This window comes from Pseudoalteromonas sp. PS1M3, from assembly GCF_016865405.1.
Taxonomy (GTDB): domain Bacteria; phylum Pseudomonadota; class Gammaproteobacteria; order Enterobacterales; family Alteromonadaceae; genus Pseudoalteromonas; species Pseudoalteromonas marina.
This window is the reverse complement of sequence record NZ_AP022624.1, coordinates 3,271,915-3,292,539: the sequence shown is the minus strand read 5'-3', so window position 1 is coordinate 3,292,539 and position 20,625 is coordinate 3,271,915. Positions and strand designations below refer to the sequence as shown.

Annotated in this window: 18 protein-coding genes and 1 tRNA gene; 12 read left to right on the top strand and 7 right to left on the bottom strand. The window is 41.9% G+C overall.

Translation table 11 applies throughout. The features are described from left to right. Positions 1 to 41: 41 nt before the first annotated feature. Complete coding sequence (locus PS1M3_RS15355; RefSeq protein ID WP_203985321.1) at positions 42 to 578, bottom strand: potassium channel family protein; 537 nt, start codon at positions 576 to 578, stop codon at positions 42 to 44. Positions 579 to 759: 181 nt separating this feature from the next. Between PS1M3_RS15355 and istA the strand changes: the two genes are divergently transcribed. Together istA and istB are read left to right on the top strand one after the other, a co-directional pair. Continuing rightward, the gene (gene istA / locus PS1M3_RS15350) at positions 760 to 2,310 is read left to right on the top strand and encodes an IS21 family transposase (protein ID WP_008466912.1); all 1,551 of its coding nucleotides are present in this window, start codon (positions 760 to 762) and stop codon (positions 2,308 to 2,310) included. Between the two features lie 11 nt (positions 2,311 to 2,321). Next, positions 2,322 to 3,077 (top strand): IS21-like element helper ATPase IstB, encoded by a 756-nt coding sequence (gene istB, locus PS1M3_RS15345; RefSeq protein ID WP_203984839.1) that lies wholly within the window; start codon positions 2,322 to 2,324, stop codon positions 3,075 to 3,077. 551 nt (positions 3,078 to 3,628) lie between these two features. On the opposite strand, the gene cysQ is transcribed toward istB, so the two are convergent. The 6 genes from cysQ to cysG are packed head-to-tail and all read right to left on the bottom strand — an operon-like array spanning position 3,629 to position 10,590. Beyond that, positions 3,629 to 4,399, bottom strand: a complete 771-nt coding sequence (cysQ, locus tag PS1M3_RS15340; RefSeq protein WP_203985319.1) for a 3'(2'),5'-bisphosphate nucleotidase CysQ — start codon at positions 4,397 to 4,399, stop codon at positions 3,629 to 3,631. 5 nt (positions 4,400 to 4,404) lie between these two features. Further along, a complete protein-coding gene (gene cysC, locus PS1M3_RS15335) occupies positions 4,405 to 5,001 on the bottom strand; it encodes an adenylyl-sulfate kinase (RefSeq protein WP_008127182.1) in 597 nt (198 codons plus the stop codon). Positions 5,002 to 5,034: 33 nt separating this feature from the next. Next, positions 5,035 to 6,759 (bottom strand): SLC13 family permease, encoded by a 1,725-nt coding sequence (locus PS1M3_RS15330; protein ID WP_203985312.1) that lies wholly within the window; start codon positions 6,757 to 6,759, stop codon positions 5,035 to 5,037. Between the two features lie 31 nt (positions 6,760 to 6,790). Beyond that, positions 6,791 to 8,215, bottom strand: coding sequence for a sulfate adenylyltransferase subunit CysN (cysN, locus tag PS1M3_RS15325; RefSeq protein ID WP_008127185.1), 1,425 nt, complete (start codon positions 8,213 to 8,215; stop codon positions 6,791 to 6,793). Next, a complete protein-coding gene (gene cysD, locus PS1M3_RS15320; protein ID WP_006791269.1) occupies positions 8,215 to 9,114 on the bottom strand; it encodes a sulfate adenylyltransferase subunit CysD in 900 nt (299 codons plus the stop codon). The genes cysN and cysD overlap by 1 nt, the downstream gene beginning before the upstream one ends. 51 nt (positions 9,115 to 9,165) lie before the next feature. Beyond that, a complete protein-coding gene (gene cysG / locus PS1M3_RS15315) occupies positions 9,166 to 10,590 on the bottom strand; it encodes a siroheme synthase CysG (RefSeq protein WP_203985310.1) in 1,425 nt (474 codons plus the stop codon). A gap of 277 nt (positions 10,591 to 10,867) precedes the next feature. On the opposite strand from cysG, the gene deoC reads away from it, so the two are divergent. The 10 genes from deoC (at position 10,868) to rpoB (ending at position 20,620) form a co-directional block, all read left to right on the top strand. Then, entirely contained in the window at positions 10,868 to 11,608 is a 741-nt protein-coding gene (gene deoC / locus PS1M3_RS15310; protein WP_138740757.1) for a deoxyribose-phosphate aldolase, read from the top strand. Between the two features lie 10 nt (positions 11,609 to 11,618). Continuing rightward, positions 11,619 to 12,467 (top strand): SPFH domain-containing protein, encoded by an 849-nt coding sequence (locus PS1M3_RS15305; RefSeq protein WP_010557707.1) that lies wholly within the window; start codon positions 11,619 to 11,621, stop codon positions 12,465 to 12,467. A 106-nt stretch (positions 12,468 to 12,573) separates the two neighbouring features. Next, positions 12,574 to 12,650, top strand: a tRNA-Trp gene (locus tag PS1M3_RS15300). A gap of 132 nt (positions 12,651 to 12,782) precedes the next feature. After that, a complete protein-coding gene (secE, locus tag PS1M3_RS15295; RefSeq protein ID WP_006791265.1) occupies positions 12,783 to 13,160 on the top strand; it encodes a preprotein translocase subunit SecE in 378 nt (125 codons plus the stop codon). A gap of 4 nt (positions 13,161 to 13,164) precedes the next feature. After that, on the top strand, positions 13,165 to 13,722 hold the full coding sequence (gene nusG, locus PS1M3_RS15290) for a transcription termination/antitermination protein NusG (protein WP_006791264.1): 558 nt from the start codon (positions 13,165 to 13,167) through the stop codon (positions 13,720 to 13,722). Between the two features lie 214 nt (positions 13,723 to 13,936). Next, entirely contained in the window at positions 13,937 to 14,365 is a 429-nt protein-coding gene (gene rplK, locus PS1M3_RS15285; protein ID WP_002958879.1) for a 50S ribosomal protein L11, read from the top strand. Positions 14,366 to 14,368: 3 nt separating this feature from the next. Further along, positions 14,369 to 15,073 (top strand): 50S ribosomal protein L1, encoded by a 705-nt coding sequence (rplA, locus tag PS1M3_RS15280; RefSeq protein ID WP_006791263.1) that lies wholly within the window; start codon positions 14,369 to 14,371, stop codon positions 15,071 to 15,073. A gap of 320 nt (positions 15,074 to 15,393) precedes the next feature. Beyond that, entirely contained in the window at positions 15,394 to 15,888 is a 495-nt protein-coding gene (gene rplJ / locus PS1M3_RS15275) for a 50S ribosomal protein L10 (RefSeq protein ID WP_054206867.1), read from the top strand. A gap of 73 nt (positions 15,889 to 15,961) precedes the next feature. Then, positions 15,962 to 16,324, top strand: coding sequence for a 50S ribosomal protein L7/L12 (gene rplL, locus PS1M3_RS15270; RefSeq protein WP_006791261.1), 363 nt, complete (start codon positions 15,962 to 15,964; stop codon positions 16,322 to 16,324). A gap of 270 nt (positions 16,325 to 16,594) precedes the next feature. Continuing rightward, a complete protein-coding gene (gene rpoB, locus PS1M3_RS15265; RefSeq protein ID WP_058405991.1) occupies positions 16,595 to 20,620 on the top strand; it encodes a DNA-directed RNA polymerase subunit beta in 4,026 nt (1,341 codons plus the stop codon). The last annotated feature ends 5 nt before the right edge of the window (positions 20,621 to 20,625 follow it).

The following is a 20,625-nucleotide window of genomic DNA, read 5'->3' as shown; positions in this document are numbered from 1 at the left end:
TTCTAAAATGCTTCTCAGGCATTAATGTGCTGGCTAAGCTATCAAGTATTATCACTGCTATTATCAAAAAAGAAGAAAATGATACCGGTAAAGGATGCTGTTAAAATAAGGCCTGTTAAAGCTTGTAGCGCAGAGAATAACCTAAAGAAGTTATCTGGGATCGTAATTTCGCCATAGCCAAGAGTTGTAAAAGTTACCAAGCTAAAATATAGCGTGTCTATAAATTGTTTTGGGCAATTTAGTTCATTAAATATCAAAGAGTAAAGTGCGGTGAATAGAAGAATATTAACTATCAATAAGACAAAGTTAGATATGAGAATAAGGAGTGAGTATTTAATATTAGTTTTTATAGCAGTCTCAAATTGATAGATTCTACTTTTTAGGAATGGTTGAAGTTCCCCTACTATTTCATTTAATTCTTCTGAGAGAGTAACTTCTTTAAGCTTTTCGTCGATTTTTTTCTTTTTTTCTACAATCAGGTTTCTGTGCTGCCACATTTTAATATTGTATTTTTTAGTTCTAGCTAATGTTCGTATGAATATTGCATATTCTCTCCAGCTTTGATCACCCAATTGCATTAACTTTGATCGCTTATTCTCATTAAGCTTTGATCACTAAAATCACTTGTAAATGATCACATTTATGCTCTTAATGATTTTGCCGATCAAAGCTTAATACCACTCGTAACCGAGTTCACGTTTTATCATTTTTGTAGGTGTGTTAAACCGTTATCTGAATCGTTTGATGAGGATAACAACAATGACAACAAGACCTATATCTATGAGTAAATTACATTCCATTTTACGGCTGAAGTACTCAGCACAATTATCCCATCGAGAGATTGCCAGAAGTTTAAATATTTCACCTGGTACTGTGGCTAATTACCTTAAAAAGGCCAATGAGTTAGGCTTAAATCAATGGCCAATACCAGAGGATAAACAGCAAAATACATTTTTCAACACCAAACTCAAGCGCTTCTCAACGCGTAAAAAAAGACACCCAACGCCTGACTGGTTAAATATCAATAAAGACTTAAAACAACATAAACACCTAACATTACAGCTCGTATTTGATGAGTTACTTGAAAAAGTGGGTGAGCCTTATTACAGCTACAGTCACTTCTGCCGAGCTTATAAACAATGGTTAGGTACCCAGCGACTCTCAATGCGTCAGCAGCATAAAGGGGGTGAAAAGCTGTTTGTGGATTATTGTGGCCCCACAATTACCATTACTTGTCCGACGACACAAGAAAAGCGCACTGCTCAGATATTCGTTGCTGTACTAGGTGCATCAAATTATACCTATGCTGAAGCAACGTATAGTCAGCAACTTGAAGATTGGGTAATGAGTCATGCGCGTTGCTTTGAATTTTTAGGCGGCGTTCCTGACGTTGTTATTCCCGATAATCTCAGAAGTGCTGTCAGTAAAACCTGTCGCTACGAGCCTGATTTAAATCCGACGTACCACCAGTTAGCCGAGTACTTTAACGTTGCTGTCATTCCGGCTAGACCTTATAAACCCAAAGATAAATCGAAGGCTGAAGTCGGCGTACAAATTGTTGAGCGTTGGATCATGGCACGCTTACGTAACCAAACCTTCCACAGCTTAGCGCAACTCAATCATGAAATAGCAAAGCTACTGGATATGATGAACAATAAGGTGATGAAGCAATATCAACAATCACGCAAACAGCTATTTGATATGGTGGATAAAAACGCATTAAAGCCATTGCCTGAAAAGCCCTATCAATATACACAAATCAAAACAGTACGTGTGCATATTGATTACCATGTTGAAATAGAAAAACATTACTACAGCGTGCCTTATCTGTGGGTTAAAAAACAATTACGCGCACACATATCCAATCAACTCGTGCAGCTTTATTATGACGGCACTTTAATAGCACAGCATCCTCGCTCAAACCGTTTAGGCGGACATACGACACAGACACATCATATGCCAAAGGCGCATCAAAAACAGCATGAGCAGTCACCGATAAATTTACGCTCATGGGCATTGAGTATCGGTGATTATACTCATCAAGTCGTTGAATTATTGCTTAATAGCAAACGTCATCCAGAGCAAGCTTATCGCACCTGTTTAGGGGTATTAAGTTTAGCTAAAACGTATTCAAAAGAACGCCTCGAGCGAGCATGTTACCGAGCAATTTGCATGAATACGACCACACACAGATCTATTAAGCAAATGCTGCAAAAAGGGTTAGACCAACAACCATTACCCACACTCCAAACAGAGCCAGAAAAGCCAATTACACACAGCAACATACGTGGCACAGATTACTACCATTAAGGAATGTAAACATGATAGAAACAATTAATCAGCAACTTCAATTGCTCAAGTTATCGGGTATAAAGCAAGCACTCAAGCAGCAGCTTGAACAGCCAAACCTATATCAAGAACAAAGCTTTATAGAGCGCGTCAGTTTATTGCTAACGCATGAAATTGATACGCGTAACCAAAGAAAAATAGAGCGACTGGTGCGACAAGCAAAATTCCGCGTACCGGGTCAGTTAAATCAACTCATTTACTCGCCGAAGCGTAATCTAGATAAAGCACAAATACGCGGCCTCAGCCAAAGCACCTGGCTGAGTTTACATCAGAATATATTAATTACAGGCGCCACAGGCTGTGGCAAAACCTACCTCGCGTGTGCATTGGGTCACGAGCACTGTTTACAAGGAAAAAGTGTCTTCTATATTCGATTAAAAGAATTACTTGAAAGTCTATTTCTAGCACAGGCCGATGGCAGTTATCGAAAATTATTGGGTAAACTCATTAAATACGACTTACTTATTTTAGACGATTGGGGGCTAGAGCCACTCAGTGCTCAGCAACGAAGCGACTTACTTGAATTAATCGATGCTAGATATGGTTATAAATCACACATCATCATTAGTCAGTTACCACAGGAAAACTGGCACCAAATGATCGGCGAATCAACGCACGCTGATGCTATTTTAGATAGGCTGATTCATGGTGCAATTAAGTTGAATTTAAAAGGAGAATCGATACGAAAACAGTTAAATGAATTGACTGATGATGATCAGTTAAGTTAATTTAAAAATGGCTCTACAAAATGATAAATCAAGCGATCAAAGCTGATGAGAATCGGTGATCAAAGTCATGAGAATACGCAAATATTATAGAAGAGCTAATACATAGTACTATGAATAAAGAAATAAGGCAGATGAGAATCGTTAGTTGCGCGTAAGAAAATGCAATAATGCATAGTGTAGTTATGAGTAGTGTAAAAAAGTACCAGCTTGATAAAGCTTTATTATTGTATACAAAACCTTTAGCTTTTTCATAAAAATTCATTCTTCCCTACCCTTATCACAGTTTCCTAAATAAACTATAAAGTAGCGCAAGCAGTGTATTTAAACTAGTGATTTAACAAGAGGGCATCTTTTCGTAGTTATAGTTATGCTCCTTAGTGAGGTTTATAAATTAAACCACGAGTGAGGTTTATTTGGTAAAAGCTCTCTATTAAAGCATGGGGTTTTTAAACTTGCGTTTTAGGTCTTTGGTTCACTAATATAATAGTTAACCTACGGAGTTTAGATTTAAATCGAGCTGCTCGTGGCTAACAGCTCGAAGCTCTTAGCTTTTATTCTTCCACCGCACTCACTACAAAATACGGATTCAAATACTCATCTTTAGTATTGTAAATAAGCGGGCTGCCATCAAGCTTGGTGACTTTTGCACCGGCTATTTCGGCGATTGCATGGCCAGCTCCGGTATCCCATTCACAGGTTGGGCCTAAGCGTGGGTAAATATCGGCGCTGCCTTCAGCAACTAAACACAGTTTTAGTGAGCTGCCTTTTGAGACCATTTCTACGTCGTCAAAGCGTTTTACAAATTCGGCTAAATCGGGTGATGGGTGCGAGCGGCTGCCTACAACACGTATTAACCCTTTGTTAGGCTTAGTGGTTACTTTAAGTTCTATACGCTCATCGCCCATGTCTTTAAACGCGCCAATGGCGTCGCTTGCTAGGTACGATACGCCAAGTGCAGGGGCATCAACAACCGCGAGTACCGGTTTTCCGTTTTCTATTAGGGCAATGTTTACGGTAAATTCGCCGTTCTTTTTAATGAACTCTTTGGTACCGTCAATTGGATCGACTAACCAGTAGCTTTTCCACGTTTGGCGAATCGCCCAGCTTATGTCGGCGTTTTCTTCGCTAAGGACGGGGATGTCGGGCGTAAGCTGAAGTAGCCCCGCTACAATGACCTTATGAGCTGCTAAGTCGGCGTCGGTTACTGGGCTTTCATCGGCTTTGTATTCAACGTTAAAGTCCTTTTCGTAAATCCCCATAATGGCTTTGCCTGCGGTGCGGGCAAGGATGAGGGTTTCTTCTAGCAGTTCGGTTTGGTTCATTGGGGTTAACCTATTATATGCGTTTGTTTTAGATACGTTATCAGTTGGGCAACCGATTGGTCTAGGGTGTTTTTACTTGTATCTAAAATTATTTCAGGCTTTGTGGGTACTTCGTAGTTTGAGTCGATTCCAGTAAAGTGTTTTATCTCTCCTGCGCGCGCTTTTTTGTATAGCCCTTTTGGATCGCGGCTTTCGCATACATCAAGCGGAGTATCTATAAATACTTCAATAAACTCTCCGTCGTCTACTAAATTGCGCACCATGTCGCGTTCAGCTCTAAAAGGCGATATAAACGCAGTAAGTACTAACAAGCCTGCGTCGGTCATCAGTTTTGCGGTTTCGCCTACACGGCGAATGTTTTCTATGCGGTCTTCATCGCTAAAGCCTAGGTCTTTACATAAACCGTGGCGTACGTTGTCGCCATCGAGCAGGTAAGTGTGTACGCCTTGCTGATTAAGCGCCGCTTCGAGTGCGTTGGCTACGGTGCTTTTACCCGAACCTGAAAAACCAGTAAACCATAAAATAGCCGGCTTATGTTTTTTTTGCTCGCTACGTTGTGCTTTAGTGGTTGCGTAGTTATGCCAAACTATATTTTCATCCATAGTGATGTGTCTCTTATGCTGTTTGCGCCAGTATTAAAAAGGAAATACCAGCGGGATCAGGGTTAATACCGTGACTGAATAAATAATAGAAAGGGGCAAGCCCATAACAATGTAATCTTTTAAGCGATAATTACCCGCGCTATACACCATTAAATTTGTTTGATACCCAAATGGCGAAATAAAACTTGCCGATGCGCCAAAAGCAACCGCCATAATAAAAGGGAGCGGGTCTACATTAAAGCCAACAGCCAATGAGTAAGCAACCGGAAATGAAAGTGCCGCTGCCGCATTATTTGTAATAAGTTCGGTAAATAATACGGTCATTAAAAATATGGCTATAAATGCGCCGTAAGGACCAAAGTCGCCAAGTACCATAAATAGCGCACTCGATATTTGCCCAGCAAGGCCAGTGCCTATCATTAATTTTGCAAGCCCAATGGCGCTACCTACTACAACAAGTAACTCAAGCGGAAATCGGCGTTTGATTTCGTTTAGCTTTATGGTGCCGCTGAGCATTAAGCCAATAAGCAATACCAATAAGCCTTTTACTAACGGCACTACCCCAAAAATACTTAAACCCAATACACCCGCAAAGCTGAGTAATACAATATTAGATTGTTTGGGCGCAAGGTGGGTTTGTAAATCAAGGCCTGAAATATATACAAACTCACGCTTTAAATTAGGTAGGCTGTAAAAGTTTTTGCCGGGTGCCAAAATGAGTGAATCGCCTGCTTGTAATTGTACTTGGCCAAGGCCGCCTTGAAGGCGGTCGTGCCCACGGCGAATAGCAATAACAGCAGCGTGAAACTGCTCGCGAAAGCGTATTTCTTTTACTGTTTTGCCTATAAATTTAGACGACTGACTTACGACCACTTCAACTAAGTGTTCTATGTCTTTTTCGTGGTTATCGTGTACTACTTTTAAACCATCAAAGCGTGTTAATAGAGGGACTGATTTAATGTCGCCTACAAATAATAAAATGTCGTTTTGTTGAATAATTTGCTGAGGCGTTACTGCGCATATGCGTTCGTTATTACGAATTATTTCAGCTAGGAACAAGTCTTTTAAATCGCGTAGGCCGTTTTCTTCTACTGTGCGACCTATTAATTTTGAGCCTGTTTGTACTTTACCTTCAAGGTAAAAAGGAACAACTTCTTGATCGCTTTTGCCGTTGTCAGGCAAGTATTTAAGCATTACCAAAATAGTAATAAGGCCAATACTAAGCGCGCCTAAACCCACTAAGGTAAAGTCGAAAAAGCCCAGTGGCTGCATACCTGCATCTACCGCAAAGCCGTTAACAATGAGGTTTGTTGAAGTACCTATGAGTGTAATGGTGCCACCTAAAATAGCAGTGTACGACAGCGGTAATAATAGCTTTGAGGGTGAATGGTTTGGGTTATCTTTTATAGCGGTAATGAGTGAGGCAACCACCGCCGTATTATTAGTAAACGACGATAAAAATGCAGTAGAAATCCCCAGTTTTGTTACCGACTTAACTAAGCTACCTTTAGATAACGACATGGATAGCTTTTGAATTAACGTGGTTTTTTCGATTGCAATCGACACTAATACGAGGAGCACTAAGGTAATAAGTGACGGATTGGCGTAGTTAACTAGCATGTATTCAAGGTCAATTAGCCCGGCTAAATAGCTGGTGCCAATAGCGCTTACAAATAACCATGCTGGATTAATGCGGGTGCCAAAAAGGCACCCGACTAAGGTAAGCATTATGCCTGTTAAAACTAGCTGCTCTACCATGCTTTATTATTCCTAACAGACATTAATAAACTTACAGTTTCGAAATATCAAGCGCTTGCCAATGCGGGAAGTGCTTGCGTACTAAGCTATTAAACTCAACTTCAAACTCACTGAAATCGCTTTTGCTTTTTTCGCTTTGTAGTACGTGTTCAATCATACCGGCTGCTACCGTTAAGTTAGATAAACGGTCAATTAGAATGAAAGAGCCTGTTTCGTGGTTATTGTGGTACTCGTCGGCCAAAATAGTTTCGGTTAGCTCAAGCGTTACAATAGCAATTTCGTTTAGCTGTAATGAATCGGCAGAGCCATGTTCAAGCGTGTTTACATCAATAGTGTGGTCAATCTTTTTAACCACAGCCGATGTGTTTTTGCTGCCCAGTTTTAGGTTGTAGTTTTTACCTAGCACCAATGGCGATTCGTGCATCCATACAATTTTAGCCTGAAGCTGATTAGTAACAGCGGCAGTTGAACTTGCCGGTACGATTACGTCGCCGCGGCTAATGTCTATTTCACTGTTTAGCGTAATAGTAATTGCTTGGCCTGCTTCTGCTGTGTCTAGGTTGCCATTAAAGGTGACAATTTCTTTAATGCTTGATGTTTTACCCGACGGTAATACTTTTACAGCGTCGCCTACTTGTAGCTTGCCCGATGCTAATGTGCCCTGAAAACCACGAAAGTTTAAGTTAGGGCGTATTACATATTGCACGGGTAAACGTGCTTCAAAACCGGTATCGGTTTGTGCCGCTGGCGAGTCTTCTAAAAGCTCAAGCAGTGGTTTGTCGGTGTAATACGGTGTATGTGCAGAGCGCGTTACTACGTTGTCGCCTTTAAGCGCCGACATAGGCACAAACTTGATGTTTGTTACATTTAGTTGCTCAGCAAATTTAAGGTAATCGGCTTTGATTTTTTCATAAACGGTTTCGTCAAAATCAACGATATCCATTTTATTAATGGCTACAACAAACTGTTTAATACCTAGCGAGTCACAAATAAAGCTATGGCGCTTGGTTTGTACTTGCACGCCGTAACGCGCATCAACCAAAATAATGGCGACATCGCTTGTTGATGCACCCGTTACCATGTTGCGTGTATATTGCTCGTGGCCTGGTGTGTCGGCAATAATAAATTTACGCTTAGCCGTTGAAAAGTATCGGTATGCTACGTCAATGGTAATGCCTTGTTCGCGTTCAGCTTGTAGGCCATCTACTAGTAATGCAAGGTCAAGATCTTCACCTGCGTTACCTACTTTTTCGTTGTCTTTGTGAAGGGCTGCTAGCTGATCTTCATAAATTTGGTGGCTGTCGTGTAATAGGCGGCCAATCAGTGTTGATTTACCATCGTCTACGCTGCCACAGGTAAGCATGCGCAATAAGCTTTTGTCTTGTTGACGTGCTAGGTAGGCGTCTATGCCTATTTCTTTTACTTCGTTAAATGTATCGTTATTTTGGCTAGACATTAGAAATACCCCTCACGTTTTTTCTTCTCCATTGAGCCTGCTGAGTCATGGTCAATAACGCGGCCTTCGCGTTCTGATGATGTAGATAACAGCATTTCTTCAATAATTTCGGTTAGTGTACTGGCTGTAGATTCAACGGCGCCGGTTAGTGGGTAACAGCCTAATGTACGAAAACGGACCGATTTCATTTGTGGTACTTCGCCTTCTTCAAGTGGCATACGTTCGTCATCAACCATGATAAGTGTGCCGTCACGTTCAACTACAGGGCGCTCTTTAGCTAGGTAAAGCGGAACCATTTCGATGTTTTCTTGATAAATGTATTGCCAAATATCAAGCTCAGTCCAGTTAGATAACGGGAATACACGAATGCTTTCGCCTGGGTTTACTTGACTGTTATAAGTATTCCAAAGCTCTGGACGTTGGTTTTTTGGATCCCAACGATGGTGCTTGTCGCGGAACGAGTACACACGTTCTTTTGCACGTGATTTTTCTTCGTCGCGGCGAGCGCCACCAAAGGCTGCATCAAAACCGTATTTGTTAAGAGCTTGCTTTAACCCTTGGGTTTTCATTATATCGGTATGCTTACCCGAGCCATGAGTAAAGGGGCCAACGCCCATTGCTAAGCCTTCTGGGTTTTTGTGTACCAGTAGGTCAAAGTCGTACTCTTTTGCTATGCGGTCGCGAAATTCAATCATTTCACGAAACTTCCAGTCGGTGTCTACGTGTAATAACGGAAACGGAATTTTTGCAGGGTAAAACGCTTTACGCGCTAAGTGCAGAAGTACCGACGAGTCTTTACCAATTGAGTAAAGCATTACTGGGTTTTCAAACTCAGCGGCGACTTCGCGCATGATTTTGATACTTTCAGCTTCAAGTTGCTGAAGATGAGTTAAAGCCATTGTTAGTCGTCCTACTAAAATGATTAAAAGTTATAAAATTAAATTTGGTTACTAATTTGCTATATCGGTTAACGGTTGCGCATAGCTACTTGTTTGGTTGTTTTGCCCAAACCATGCAAGCTGCGAGTGTAGGGCGGCTACTTCACCAATAATAAGTAATGCTGGCGATACAATGCTGTTGCGTTCAATTAAATTGGCAAGCTCACCTAATTGGCCTGTTACTACACGTTGATTTTTGCGCGTGCCATTTTCGATCACGGCAACTGGCGTGTCGGCTTTGCGGCCATGCTGTAATAGTTCTGCTTGAATGTGTGGTGACTTAATTACGCCCATGTATATAGCAAGTGTTTGGTTTGGTTTAGCCAGTGATTGCCAATCAAGTTCTTGGCCATCTTTTTTACAGTGCCCTGTTACAAACTGAATAGCTTGGGCATGATCGCGATGCGTAAGCGGAATACCTGCATACGCACTACACCCTGCTGCAGCTGTAATACCCGGTACTATTTGGTAATTCACCTTGTTGGCAGCCAATACTTGTACTTCTTCACCGCCTCGGCCATAAATAAAGGGGTCACCGCCTTTAATTCGGCATACTTTTTTACCTTGTTTAGCTAGGTCAACCAACATTTGGTTAGTGTCTTCTTGAACAACACTATGGTCGCCTAAGCGTTTACCAACACAAATTAGGTCTGCATCACGACGAACAAGCTCCATAATTTCGTCAGACACTAAAAAGTCGTAAACAACTACATCAGCCTGTTGCATAAGTTGCAGTGCTTTAAGGGTTAAAAGTTCTGGGTCGCCAGGGCCTGCCCCTACCACATAAACTTCGCCCTCGGGCTCGGCTTTAGCGTCTAGCATTTGTTCAAGTTGTTGCTCAGCACCTTGGGTGTCGCCGGTTTGTACTTTACTCACAACTGATGAGTCGAACACGCCTTCCCAAAATTGGCGGCGATCAGAAAAGTGCTTAAAGCGCTGTTTTACTTTATCTCTAAAGCCACCCACCAGTGTGGCAAGTGGGCCAATGTGTTGTGGTATTAATGTCTCTAACTTTTCGCGTAAACGGCGTGCCAGTACAGGGGCTGTTCCCGCACTCGAAATAGCAATTGTAATAGGGTTACGGTCAACAATAGAAGGAAATATAAACGTACATTTAGGTTGGTCATCAACCACGTTTACAAACACATTGCGAGCATTGGCAAGCTCAAACACCGTGTTGTTAACTTCGTCTCGATCGGTTGCTGCAATAACTAGCATTTTTCCGTCTAGGTGTGATTCGTCAAAGTAAGCGTCTATTAGGGTCACTTCGTTGTGTTGTGCGTGTTCTTTTAATTCGTCACAAAACCAAGGTGCCACTAAGGTTACTGCTGCACGGGCTTTTAAAAACGCGCGACACTTGCGTAATGCGACCTCTCCACCGCCAACAACCAATACAGGTTTGTTGTCGAGTTTGGTAAAGATAGGTAAATATTGCACGTTGGTAACACCCCTAAACAATTTTATAAAACGCTTTAATCTGTTGCGCAGAATATAGCGGCTATGTGTAAGTAAAAAATAATTAAAACCAAGTTGATATAACCAAAAGTTATATTGGGTAGCGGTTTTAAGCCTAAGACTGAGTTAACAAGGGATTGCGGCTAGTTACAAGTAAAATAATAAGCTTAGAGTGTTTGGTTATGAGCTATAGCGAGTTTTTTTTAATTTGTTAATATGAGGCATATTAATTTTACCCAAGCAGGGCAAGGGAGTCCGTATGACAAAACAACAAGATGCATTACTCGCAGTAGAGCTTATGGATTTAACTAGCTTAAACACAAGCGACACAACAAAAGACATTCAAGCTCTGATCAATAGTATTAGGCCTGCACTAGGCACGCCAGCTGCGGTGTGTGTGTTTAGCGATTTTGTAGACGATGCAAAAATAGCGCTTGCTGCACGAGAGCTTAGCCACGTTAAAGTAGCAACGGTGACTAACTTTCCAACGGGTGACGCCCTGCTGAGCGATGTGATAAACGAAACACTTATAGCCATTGATCGCGGCGCAGATGAAATAGACCTCGTTATCCCTTATAAAAAACTAGCAGCAGGTGATACGCAAGCCACGCTTAAGTACATAAGTGAAAGTAAAAAAGCGTGCGGCACTCAAGCTCAGCTAAAAGTAATTGTAGAAAGTGGTGAGCTAAAAACAGAGTCGTTGATTGCTCAAGCGACCGAACTGGCTATTAAAGGCGGCGCTGATTTTGTAAAAACGAGTACAGGCAAAGTCGCTATAAATGCGACGATTGAGTCAACTAAGGTAATGTTAACGACCATTAAAAATTCAGGTAAACGTGTTGGTTTTAAAGCTGCCGGCGGTGTTAAAACGGTGGCTGATGCCAGTGAATATTTAGCACTAGCCCGTTCAATAATGAGCGATGACTATCTACAAGCCACCACATTTAGGTTTGGTGCTTCAAGCCTATTAAGCGTTGTATATAAAGTATTAGAGAAATAAAGGACAAATAATGAGAGCAAGAAATTCAGGGATGCAAAGTTTGGTTAATAATTTAGTTAAAGGTGCCTTTGTTGTTGGTGTAATTGGGTTTGGATTAACCGCATGCACTAACCCAAGTACGCCAGCGGGTGAAGAGGGCTATGTTTACGAAAAACCACGAGTATTTGGTGAAGGTGGTTACCAAGGCACCATGATAGGGCCTGCTAATTATGGTATGTCATTACTGCGGAATGAAGTGGTAAACATAGATATGCGGCCCAATACGTATACCGAAACATTTAGAATATTAGCTAATGATGATTTAAACATAAAATTTGATTTTCATGCTGTGATTGCCATTCAAAGTGGTTCAGTGCAAACCGTTGTTGAACAATATGGAGCAGAAAACTGGTACAAACGTTTTGTGCGTGAAACGTTCAGAACTTACGTAAGAGATACGGTGCAGAAATACGACAGTGGTGAACTTAAAACAAACCGCGAAAAAATAGCCCAAGAGGTCACACTGCGTTTACAAAATTATTTATCAACCACCCCCTTTAAGCTTGCCAATGTAGTTGTAGGTAATATTAACTACCCCGATATTGTTGCTAATGCGGTAGAGAAAAAACTAGCTGCGCAGCAGTTACTTGCTGAAAAAGAAACACAAAAAGAAATTGCGCGTAAAGATGCAGAAATACGTGTTGAAGAAGCAAAAGGTATAGCGCAGGCACAAAAAATTATTAACGCTACGCTTACGGCTAATTATTTACAACATGAAGCCATAAATGCGCAAATAAAAATGGCCGAGTCGCCAAACCATACAACGGTTTATATTCCTGTGGGTAATAATGGCGTGCCACTTGTTAAAGGGGCGAATTAAGCCTTTTTAATATTAAGTACTTAATTGTTTATAGAGATTTTGCATTGCGGGTATCTTTTAGGCTTGTGTAAATGATTTGCGTAAGTATAATAGGCATCCACTTTGCAGGGGCGTAGTTCCAATTGGTAGAACAGCGGTCTCCAAAACCGACGGTTGGGAGTTCGAATCTCTCCGCCCCTGCCAATTTACTCATTAATATGAGTAAGTCTGGGGTTAAAAATCGGTTTAAATAAGTCTGTTTTTAAGTTTAGATTTTAATGGATTAACCCTGCCATTGTGTAGGGTTGTTGTGTCTGTAGTTAAGGTAATAATATTATGAGCACGAATGTAGAAACACCATCAAGCGGGATGGAGTCAGTGAAGTGGTTAGTAGCAATCGCGCTACTTGCAGGCGCAGTTGTTGGTAATCATATGTATGCAGATCAGTCTGTATTACTACGTGCTATCGGCGTTGTTGTTGCAATAGCGGCCGGATTAGCCATTGCCTCACAAACTTTTAAGGGACGTACCTTTCTTGCTTTCGCTAAAGAAGCTCGAATTGAAGTACGCAAAGTTATTTGGCCTACGCGTCAAGAAACTACCCACACGACATTAATTGTAATGGTTGCAACCGTGATTATGGCACTTATCCTTTGGGGATTAGATGGCATTTTATTCCGCGCTGTTGGCTTTTTAACTGGATTGGAGATCTGATCCCATGTCGGATGAGAACAAAGAAATTAAATTACGTTGGTACGTAGTACAAGCATTTTCTGGTTATGAAAAGCGTGTAGCTCAAACGTTAACTGAACACATTAAAATCGAAGGTCTTGAAGAGAGCTTTGGTGAAATATTAGTACCAACTGAAGAAGTGGTTGAGATGCGCGCAGGTCAAAAGCGTAAATCTGAGCGTAAATTCTTTCCAGGCTACGTACTAGTACAAATGGATATGAATGACGCTAGCTGGCACTTAGTAAATAGCACAGAGCGTGTAATGGGCTTCATTGGCGGTACATCTGACCGTCCAGCGCCAATTAGCTCTAAAGAAGCTGATCGTATTCTTAACCGTTTACAAGAAAATGCTGAAGCACCTAAGCCTGCTACATTATTCGAACCAGGTGAAGTAGTACGCGTAACTGACGGTCCATTTGCAGACTTCAGTGGTGTAGTTGAAGAAGTTGACTACGAAAAAAGCCGCGTAAAAGTATCTGTACTTATTTTTGGTCGTTCTACGCCAGTTGAGCTTGAATTTGGTCAAGTTGAGCAAGATAAGTAATTGATTAAAAAAGCTTCACTGCTGAAATTTTAAATTTTGGCACGAAGCTTGAAAAAGGCCGCTGATTATCTTATAATCAGCGGCCTTTTTGTATAAAGGTAAAAATTTATTTTTACAGTACAAAAAGTACGAAACCAATTTTTAAACTGGGAAGCCGTTAGAGTACGCGTCCTCGCGCGCACAAGGCTAAGACCCACCAAATGAGGTATTTATAATGGCTAAAAAAGTTGAAGCTCTAATCAAGCTACAAGTTGCCGCTGGTATGGCTAATCCTAGTCCTCCAGTAGGTCCTGCACTAGGTCAACACGGTGTAAACATCATGGAATTCTGTAAAGCGTTTAACGCACGTACAGAGTCTATCGAAAAAGGCGCTCCAGTTCCTGTAGTGATCTCTGTTTACGGTGACCGTTCATTTACGTTCGACATGAAAACGCCACCTGCTGCTTACTTACTTAAGAAAGCTGCTGGTATCAAGTCAGGCTCAGGCCGTCCTAACACTGACAAAGTAGGCACAGTAACTCGTGCTCAACTTGAAGAGATTGTTGAGACAAAACGAACTGACCTTACAGCTGCCGATATGGACGCAGCGGTTCGCACTATCGCAGGTTCTGCGCGTGCGATGGGCTTGAACGTAGAGGACTAAGAAATGGCTAAATTAACTAAACGTATGCGTACTATCCGCGAAAAAGTGGAAGTAACTAAAGATTACGAAATCAATGAAGCAGTTGCTCTTTTAAAAGAGTTAGCGACAGCTAAATTCGTAGAAAGTGTTGACGTTGCTGTTAACCTTGGTATCGATGCTCGTAAATCTGACCAAAACGTTCGTGGTGCAACTGTACTACCTAACGGTACTGGTCGTGACGTTCGCGTTGCAGTATTCACACAAGGCGCTAACGCAGAAGCTGCGAAAGAAGCCGGTGCTGAATTAGTAGGTATGGAAGATCTTGCTGAGCTAGTTAAAAAAGGCGAGATGGATTTTGACGTTGTTGTTGCATCTCCAGACGCTATGCGTGTTGTTGGTCAACTAGGTCAAATCTTAGGTCCACGTGGTCTAATGCCAAACCCTAAAACTGGTACTGTAACACCTAACGTTGCAGAAGCAGTTAAAAATGCTAAAGCTGGTCAAGTGCGTTACCGCAATGACAAAAACGGCATCATCCATACTACTATTGGTAAGGTTGATTTCACAGCTGAGCAACTTCAACAAAACCTTGAAGCTCTAATTGTTGCACTTAAGAAGGCTAAACCTTCTCAAGCTAAAGGTGTTTACTTGAAAAAAGTAACTATCTCTACAACAATGGGCGCAGGTGTTTCTGTTGACCAAGCTACTTTAAACACAGTAGTTGCTTAATTTAGTGTTTACATGGCACGAAATTTGTACTATAATTTCGCGCCATTTTGTTGATTAATTTATTAATTAGCAAAATAAAGAATTCGGGTTGAAGTTCATAATTTCGGTGCGCCTCTGGCAAAGCGATAAATTGGGCTTCCGTCCAAGACCGTAGGCGGCTTAGGCCTTAATTTTACCTACGTAGACGGTGTAGACCCCAGATAGATTTTTCCTAATCCTTCTGGCTCTCGCCGTAAAAAGCATCTCTACCTTTTTGGTAGGGAAGAGTAGAACAGGGGAAACCGATTGTCGGTAACCCCATTAAACCAGGAGTAACACCCATGGCTTTAAATCTTCAAGGCAAAAAAGCAATAGTTGCTGAAGTCAACGAAGCAGCCAATGGTGCTCTATCTGCAGTTGTTGCAGATTCTCGTGGTGTAACAGTTGGCGCAATCACTGCCCTTCGTAAAGAAGCTCGTGAAGCTGGTGTATGGATGAAAGTTGTTCGTAACACTTTAGCAAAACGTGCTCTTGAAGGAACAGATTTTGAGTGTCTTTCTGATTCATTTGTTGGTCCAAGCTTAATCGCTTTCTCATCAGAGCACCCAGGTGCTGCTGCGCGTATCTTTTCAGATTTCGCGAAAAAGAATGAGAAATTTGAGCTTAAAACGGCCGCTTTTGAAGGTAACGTAGTAGATGCAGCTATGCTTGCAACTCTACCTACATACGACGAAGCTGTTGCACGCTTAATGAGTGCTATGAAAGAAGCGTCTGCTGGCAAATTGTGTAAAACAATTGAAGCAGTACGTGTACAGAAAGAAGAGCAAGCTGCTTAATTTTAAGTTGTTTAATCCTTTCGGTGTAAAATTTATTTGGACCTAGAGTCCGTTAATTATTAGGAAATTTGTAATGTCTGTATCTAAAGACCAAATCCTTGACGCAATTGCTGAAATGTCAGTAATGGACGTTGTTGCTCTTGTTGAAGCAATGGAAGAAAAATTCGGCGTAACTGCTGCAGCTGCAATGGTAGCTGGTCCAGCTGCTGAAGCTGCTGAAGAGAAAACAGAATTTGACGTAATCCTTACTGGCGCTGGCGCTAACAAGGTTGCTGCAATCAAAGCTGTTCGTAGCGCTACAGGCCTTGGCCTTAAAGAAGCTAAAGCTCTTGTTGAAGCTGCTCCTACACCTGTTAAAGAAGGTGTATCTAAAGAAGAAGCTGAAGCACTTGCAAAAGATCTTACTGAAGCTGGTGCTGAAGTTGAGGTTAAGTAATTTAGCTTACGCTAAGTTCGCTGCCTGAGAAATCAGGCAAGGGCTGGTGATTATTTAATCACCGGCCTTTTTGCGCTATGGAGTGATGCACTCTTATAGCGCAAATAAAATCTAATTATTTCTTTACTTTCAACGCTTTATAGTTTGCTAGTGTTGAAAAGGGATTTAATTAGAACAACAATAAAATGTTGTAAATCTTGGCATAGCTGCCAGTTAAGTCTGTTCTTACAAGAACAGGTCGGGTCAAAGATCAGCAAGCTGAGGAACCCCATGGCTTACTCTTATTCTGAAAAGAAACGTATCCGTAAGGATTTTGGTAAACGTCCACAAGTTTTGGATATACCTTTTTTACTGTCTACACAGTTAGAATCGTTTAAAAAATTCTTAGTGCCGGACGCTGATGGCGATCATGGTTTGGAAGCTGCCTTCCGTTCTGTGTTCCCTATAAAAAGCTACTCGGGAAATTCTGAGCTTCAATACGTAAGTTACCGTATTGGTGAGCCAGTTTTCGATGTAAAAGAATGTCAAATTCGCGGTGTGACTTATTCTGCTCCACTTCGCGTGAAACTGCGTCTTGTTGTTATGGACAAAGAAGCTCCAGGCACAGTTAAAGACATTAAAGAGCAAGAAGTTTACATGGGCGAAATTCCGCTCATGACCGATACCGGTACCTTTGTAATCAATGGTACAGAGCGTGTTATCGTTTCTCAGCTACACCGTAGCCCTGGTGTATTCTTTGATAACGACCGCGGTAAAACTCATTCATCAGGTAAAGTATTATATAACGCACGCGTTATTCCTTACCGTGGTTCATGGTTAGACTTCGAATTTGATGCAAAAGATAACTTATATGTACGTATTGACCGCCGTCGTAAATTACCGGCGTCTATCATCTTACGTGCACTTGAGTACTCTAGTGAAGAAATCCTAGATATCTTCTTCGATACTACTGCGTTTGAAGTAGCTGACGGTAAAGTTCTAATGGAACTTGTACCTTCACGTTTACGTGGTGAAACTGCCGCTTTTGATATCAAAGGCGAAGACGGTGAAGTACTTGTTGAAAGCGGGCGTCGTGTTACGGCTCGTCACATCAAGAGTATCGAGAAAAAAGGCATTACTCAGTTAGAAGTACCTCATGAGTACATCATTGGCCGTATTATTTCTAAAAACTACGTTGATGAATCAACGGGTGAAGTTATTGCAAATGCGAATGATGAATTAACTCTTGAGCTTATGGCTGAATTAGTTAAAGCCGGTCACACTACCATTGATACGTTGTACATCAATGAAGTGGACAGCGGTGCTTACATGTCAAATACATTGAACATTGACTCTTCAAGCAACCGTTTAGAAGCACTAGTAGAAATTTATCGCATGATGCGGCCAGGCGAGCCACCGACGAAAGACGCGGCTGAAGCCTTATTCCAAAACTTGTTCTTCTCTGAAGAGCGTTATGACCTATCAACTGTTGGTCGTATGAAGTTTAATAGCCGTGTTGGTTACGATTCTGACACAGGCCCAGGCACATTAAGCAAAGAAGACATCGTGTCTGTTATGAAAGTATTAATTGCTATTCGTAACGGTCAAGGCGATGTTGATGATATCGACCACTTAGGCAACCGTCGTATACGTAGTGTTGGCGAAATGGCTGAGAACCAATTCCGTGTTGGTCTAGTACGTGTAGAACGTGCTGTACGTGAGCGTTTAAGCTTAGGTGACCTTGACGCGATAATGCCACAAGATCTTATTAACGCTAAGCCTATTTCGGCAGCGGTTAAAGAGTTCTTCGGCTCGTCTCAGTTATCACAGTTTATGGACCAAAATAACCCGCTATCAGAAGTAACGCATAAGCGTCGTATTTCTGCATTAGGTCCGGGCGGTCTAACACGTGAGCGCGCTGGCTTTGAAGTACGTGACGTTCACGTAACTCACTACGGTCGCGTATGTCCAATCGAGACTCCTGAGGGTCCAAACATCGGTCTAATTAACTCATTGTCTACGTACGCACGTACAAATGACTACGGTTTCTTAGAAACACCTTACCGCAAAGTGGTAGACGGTGTAGTAACTGATGAAGTTGATTACTTATCAGCCATTGAAGAAGGTCAGTTTGTTATCGCACAGGCGAACTCAAACTTAACTGAAACCAATGAGTTTGTAGATGAACTTATTCCATGTCGTCACAAAGGTGAATCAACCTTTATGGGTCGCATGGACCAGCAATATATGGATGTATCACCACAACAGGTGATCTCTGTAGCAGCAGCACTTATCCCGTTCCTAGAACACGATGATGCTAACCGCGCATTGATGGGTTCAAACATGCAACGTCAAGCAGTACCAACATTGAAAGCGGATAAGCCGTTAGTAGGTACAGGTATTGAGTTAACACTAGCGAAAGATTCTGGTGTAACGATTGTTGCAAAACGTGGTGGTGAAGTAATGTATGCCGACGCAAGTCGCATCGTTGTAAACGTACATGAAGAAGAACGCATCCCTGGTGAAGCGGGTATCGACATCTACAACTTAACCAAGTACACACGTTCTAACCAAAATACATGTATTAACCAAAAACCAACGTGCATGGTTGGTGAACCGGTTACTCGTGGTGACGTGTTAGCAGATGGTCCTTCGACTGACTTAGGTGACTTAGCCCTTGGTCAAAACCTTCGCGTGGCATTCATGCCATGGAACGGTTATAACTTCGAGGATTCAATCTTACTATCAGAGCGCGTAGTTGAAGAAGATCGTTTAACGACTATCCATATTCAAGAACTACAGTGTGTTGCCCGTGATACTAAATTAGGTCCAGAAGAGATCACTGCAGATATCCCGAACGTGGGCGAATCTGCACTAGGCAAGCTTGATGAATCAGGCGTTGTTTATATTGGTGCTGAAGTTAAAGGCGGCGATATTCTAGTAGGTAAAGTGACTCCGAAAGGCGAAACACAGCTTACACCTGAAGAGAAGCTACTGCGTGCTATCTTCGGCGAAAAAGCATCTGACGTTAAAGACAGCTCTTTACGTGTACCAAACTCTGTAACTGGTACAGTAATTGACGTGCAAGTTTTCACCCGTGACGGTGTTGAAAAAGATAAGCGTGCGTTAGAAGTTGAAGACATGCAGCTTCGCGAAGCGAAGAAAGACTTCAACGAAGAGTTCCGTATTCTTGAAGCTGGCGTTTTAGAACGCGCTCGTAAGCTACTTGTAGCTGCAGGCTTTGATGAAAACAACTTAGTGTCATTAAATGCTGAAAAACTATTAACTCAAAGCCTTGCTGAAGAAGATAAGCAAGCTGAACTTGAGCAACTAGCTGCACAGTACGATGAACTTAAAGCTGAATACGATAAGAAGTTTGAAAACAAACGTCGTAAAATTACTCAAGGTGATGACTTAGCACCAGGCGTACTTAAAATTGTTAAAGTATACCTAGCTGTTAAACGTCGTATCCAACCGGGTGATAAAATGGCGGGTCGTCACGGTAACAAAGGTGTTATCTCGACTATCGTACCAGTAGAAGATATGCCATACGATGATAAAGGTCGTACGGTAGATATCGTACTAAATCCACTAGGTGTACCATCGCGTATGAACATCGGTCAGATCCTTGAAACACATATGGGTCTTGCTGCACGTGGTATCGGTGAACGTTTAGAAGAAATGATGAAAGAGCAACGTGAGCTTCATGAGCTACGTGAATTCATCAAGCAAGCTTACGAAATTGGTGAATCTCGCCAAGTTGTAGACATTGCAAGTTTCTCTGATGACGAAATTCGTCGCCTAGCTGAAAACTTAAAAGGTGGTTTACCAATCGCTACTCCTGCATTTGATGGCGCTAAAGAAAGCGAAATCAAAGACATGCTAGAGCTTGGTGGATACCCTAGAAGTGGTCAGGTTACACTTTATGATGGCCGTACTGGCGATCAGTTTGAACGTCAAGTAACTGTTGGTTACATGTACATGCTTAAACTTAACCACTTGGTTGATGATAAGATGCACGCGCGTTCTACTGGTTCTTATAGCCTTGTTACTCAGCAGCCGCTGGGTGGTAAAGCACAGTTCGGTGGCCAGCGTTTTGGTGAGATGGAAGTATGGGCACTTGAAGCTTATGGTGCTGCTTACACTCTACAAGAAATGCTAACAGTGAAATCGGATGACGTGAATGGTCGTACTAAGATGTATAAAAACATCGTTGATGGTAACCACAAGATGGAACCAGGTATGCCAGAATCGTTCAACGTATTGTTGAAAGAAATCCGCTCACTGGGTATCAACATCGAGTTGGAAGAAAATTAAGCCAA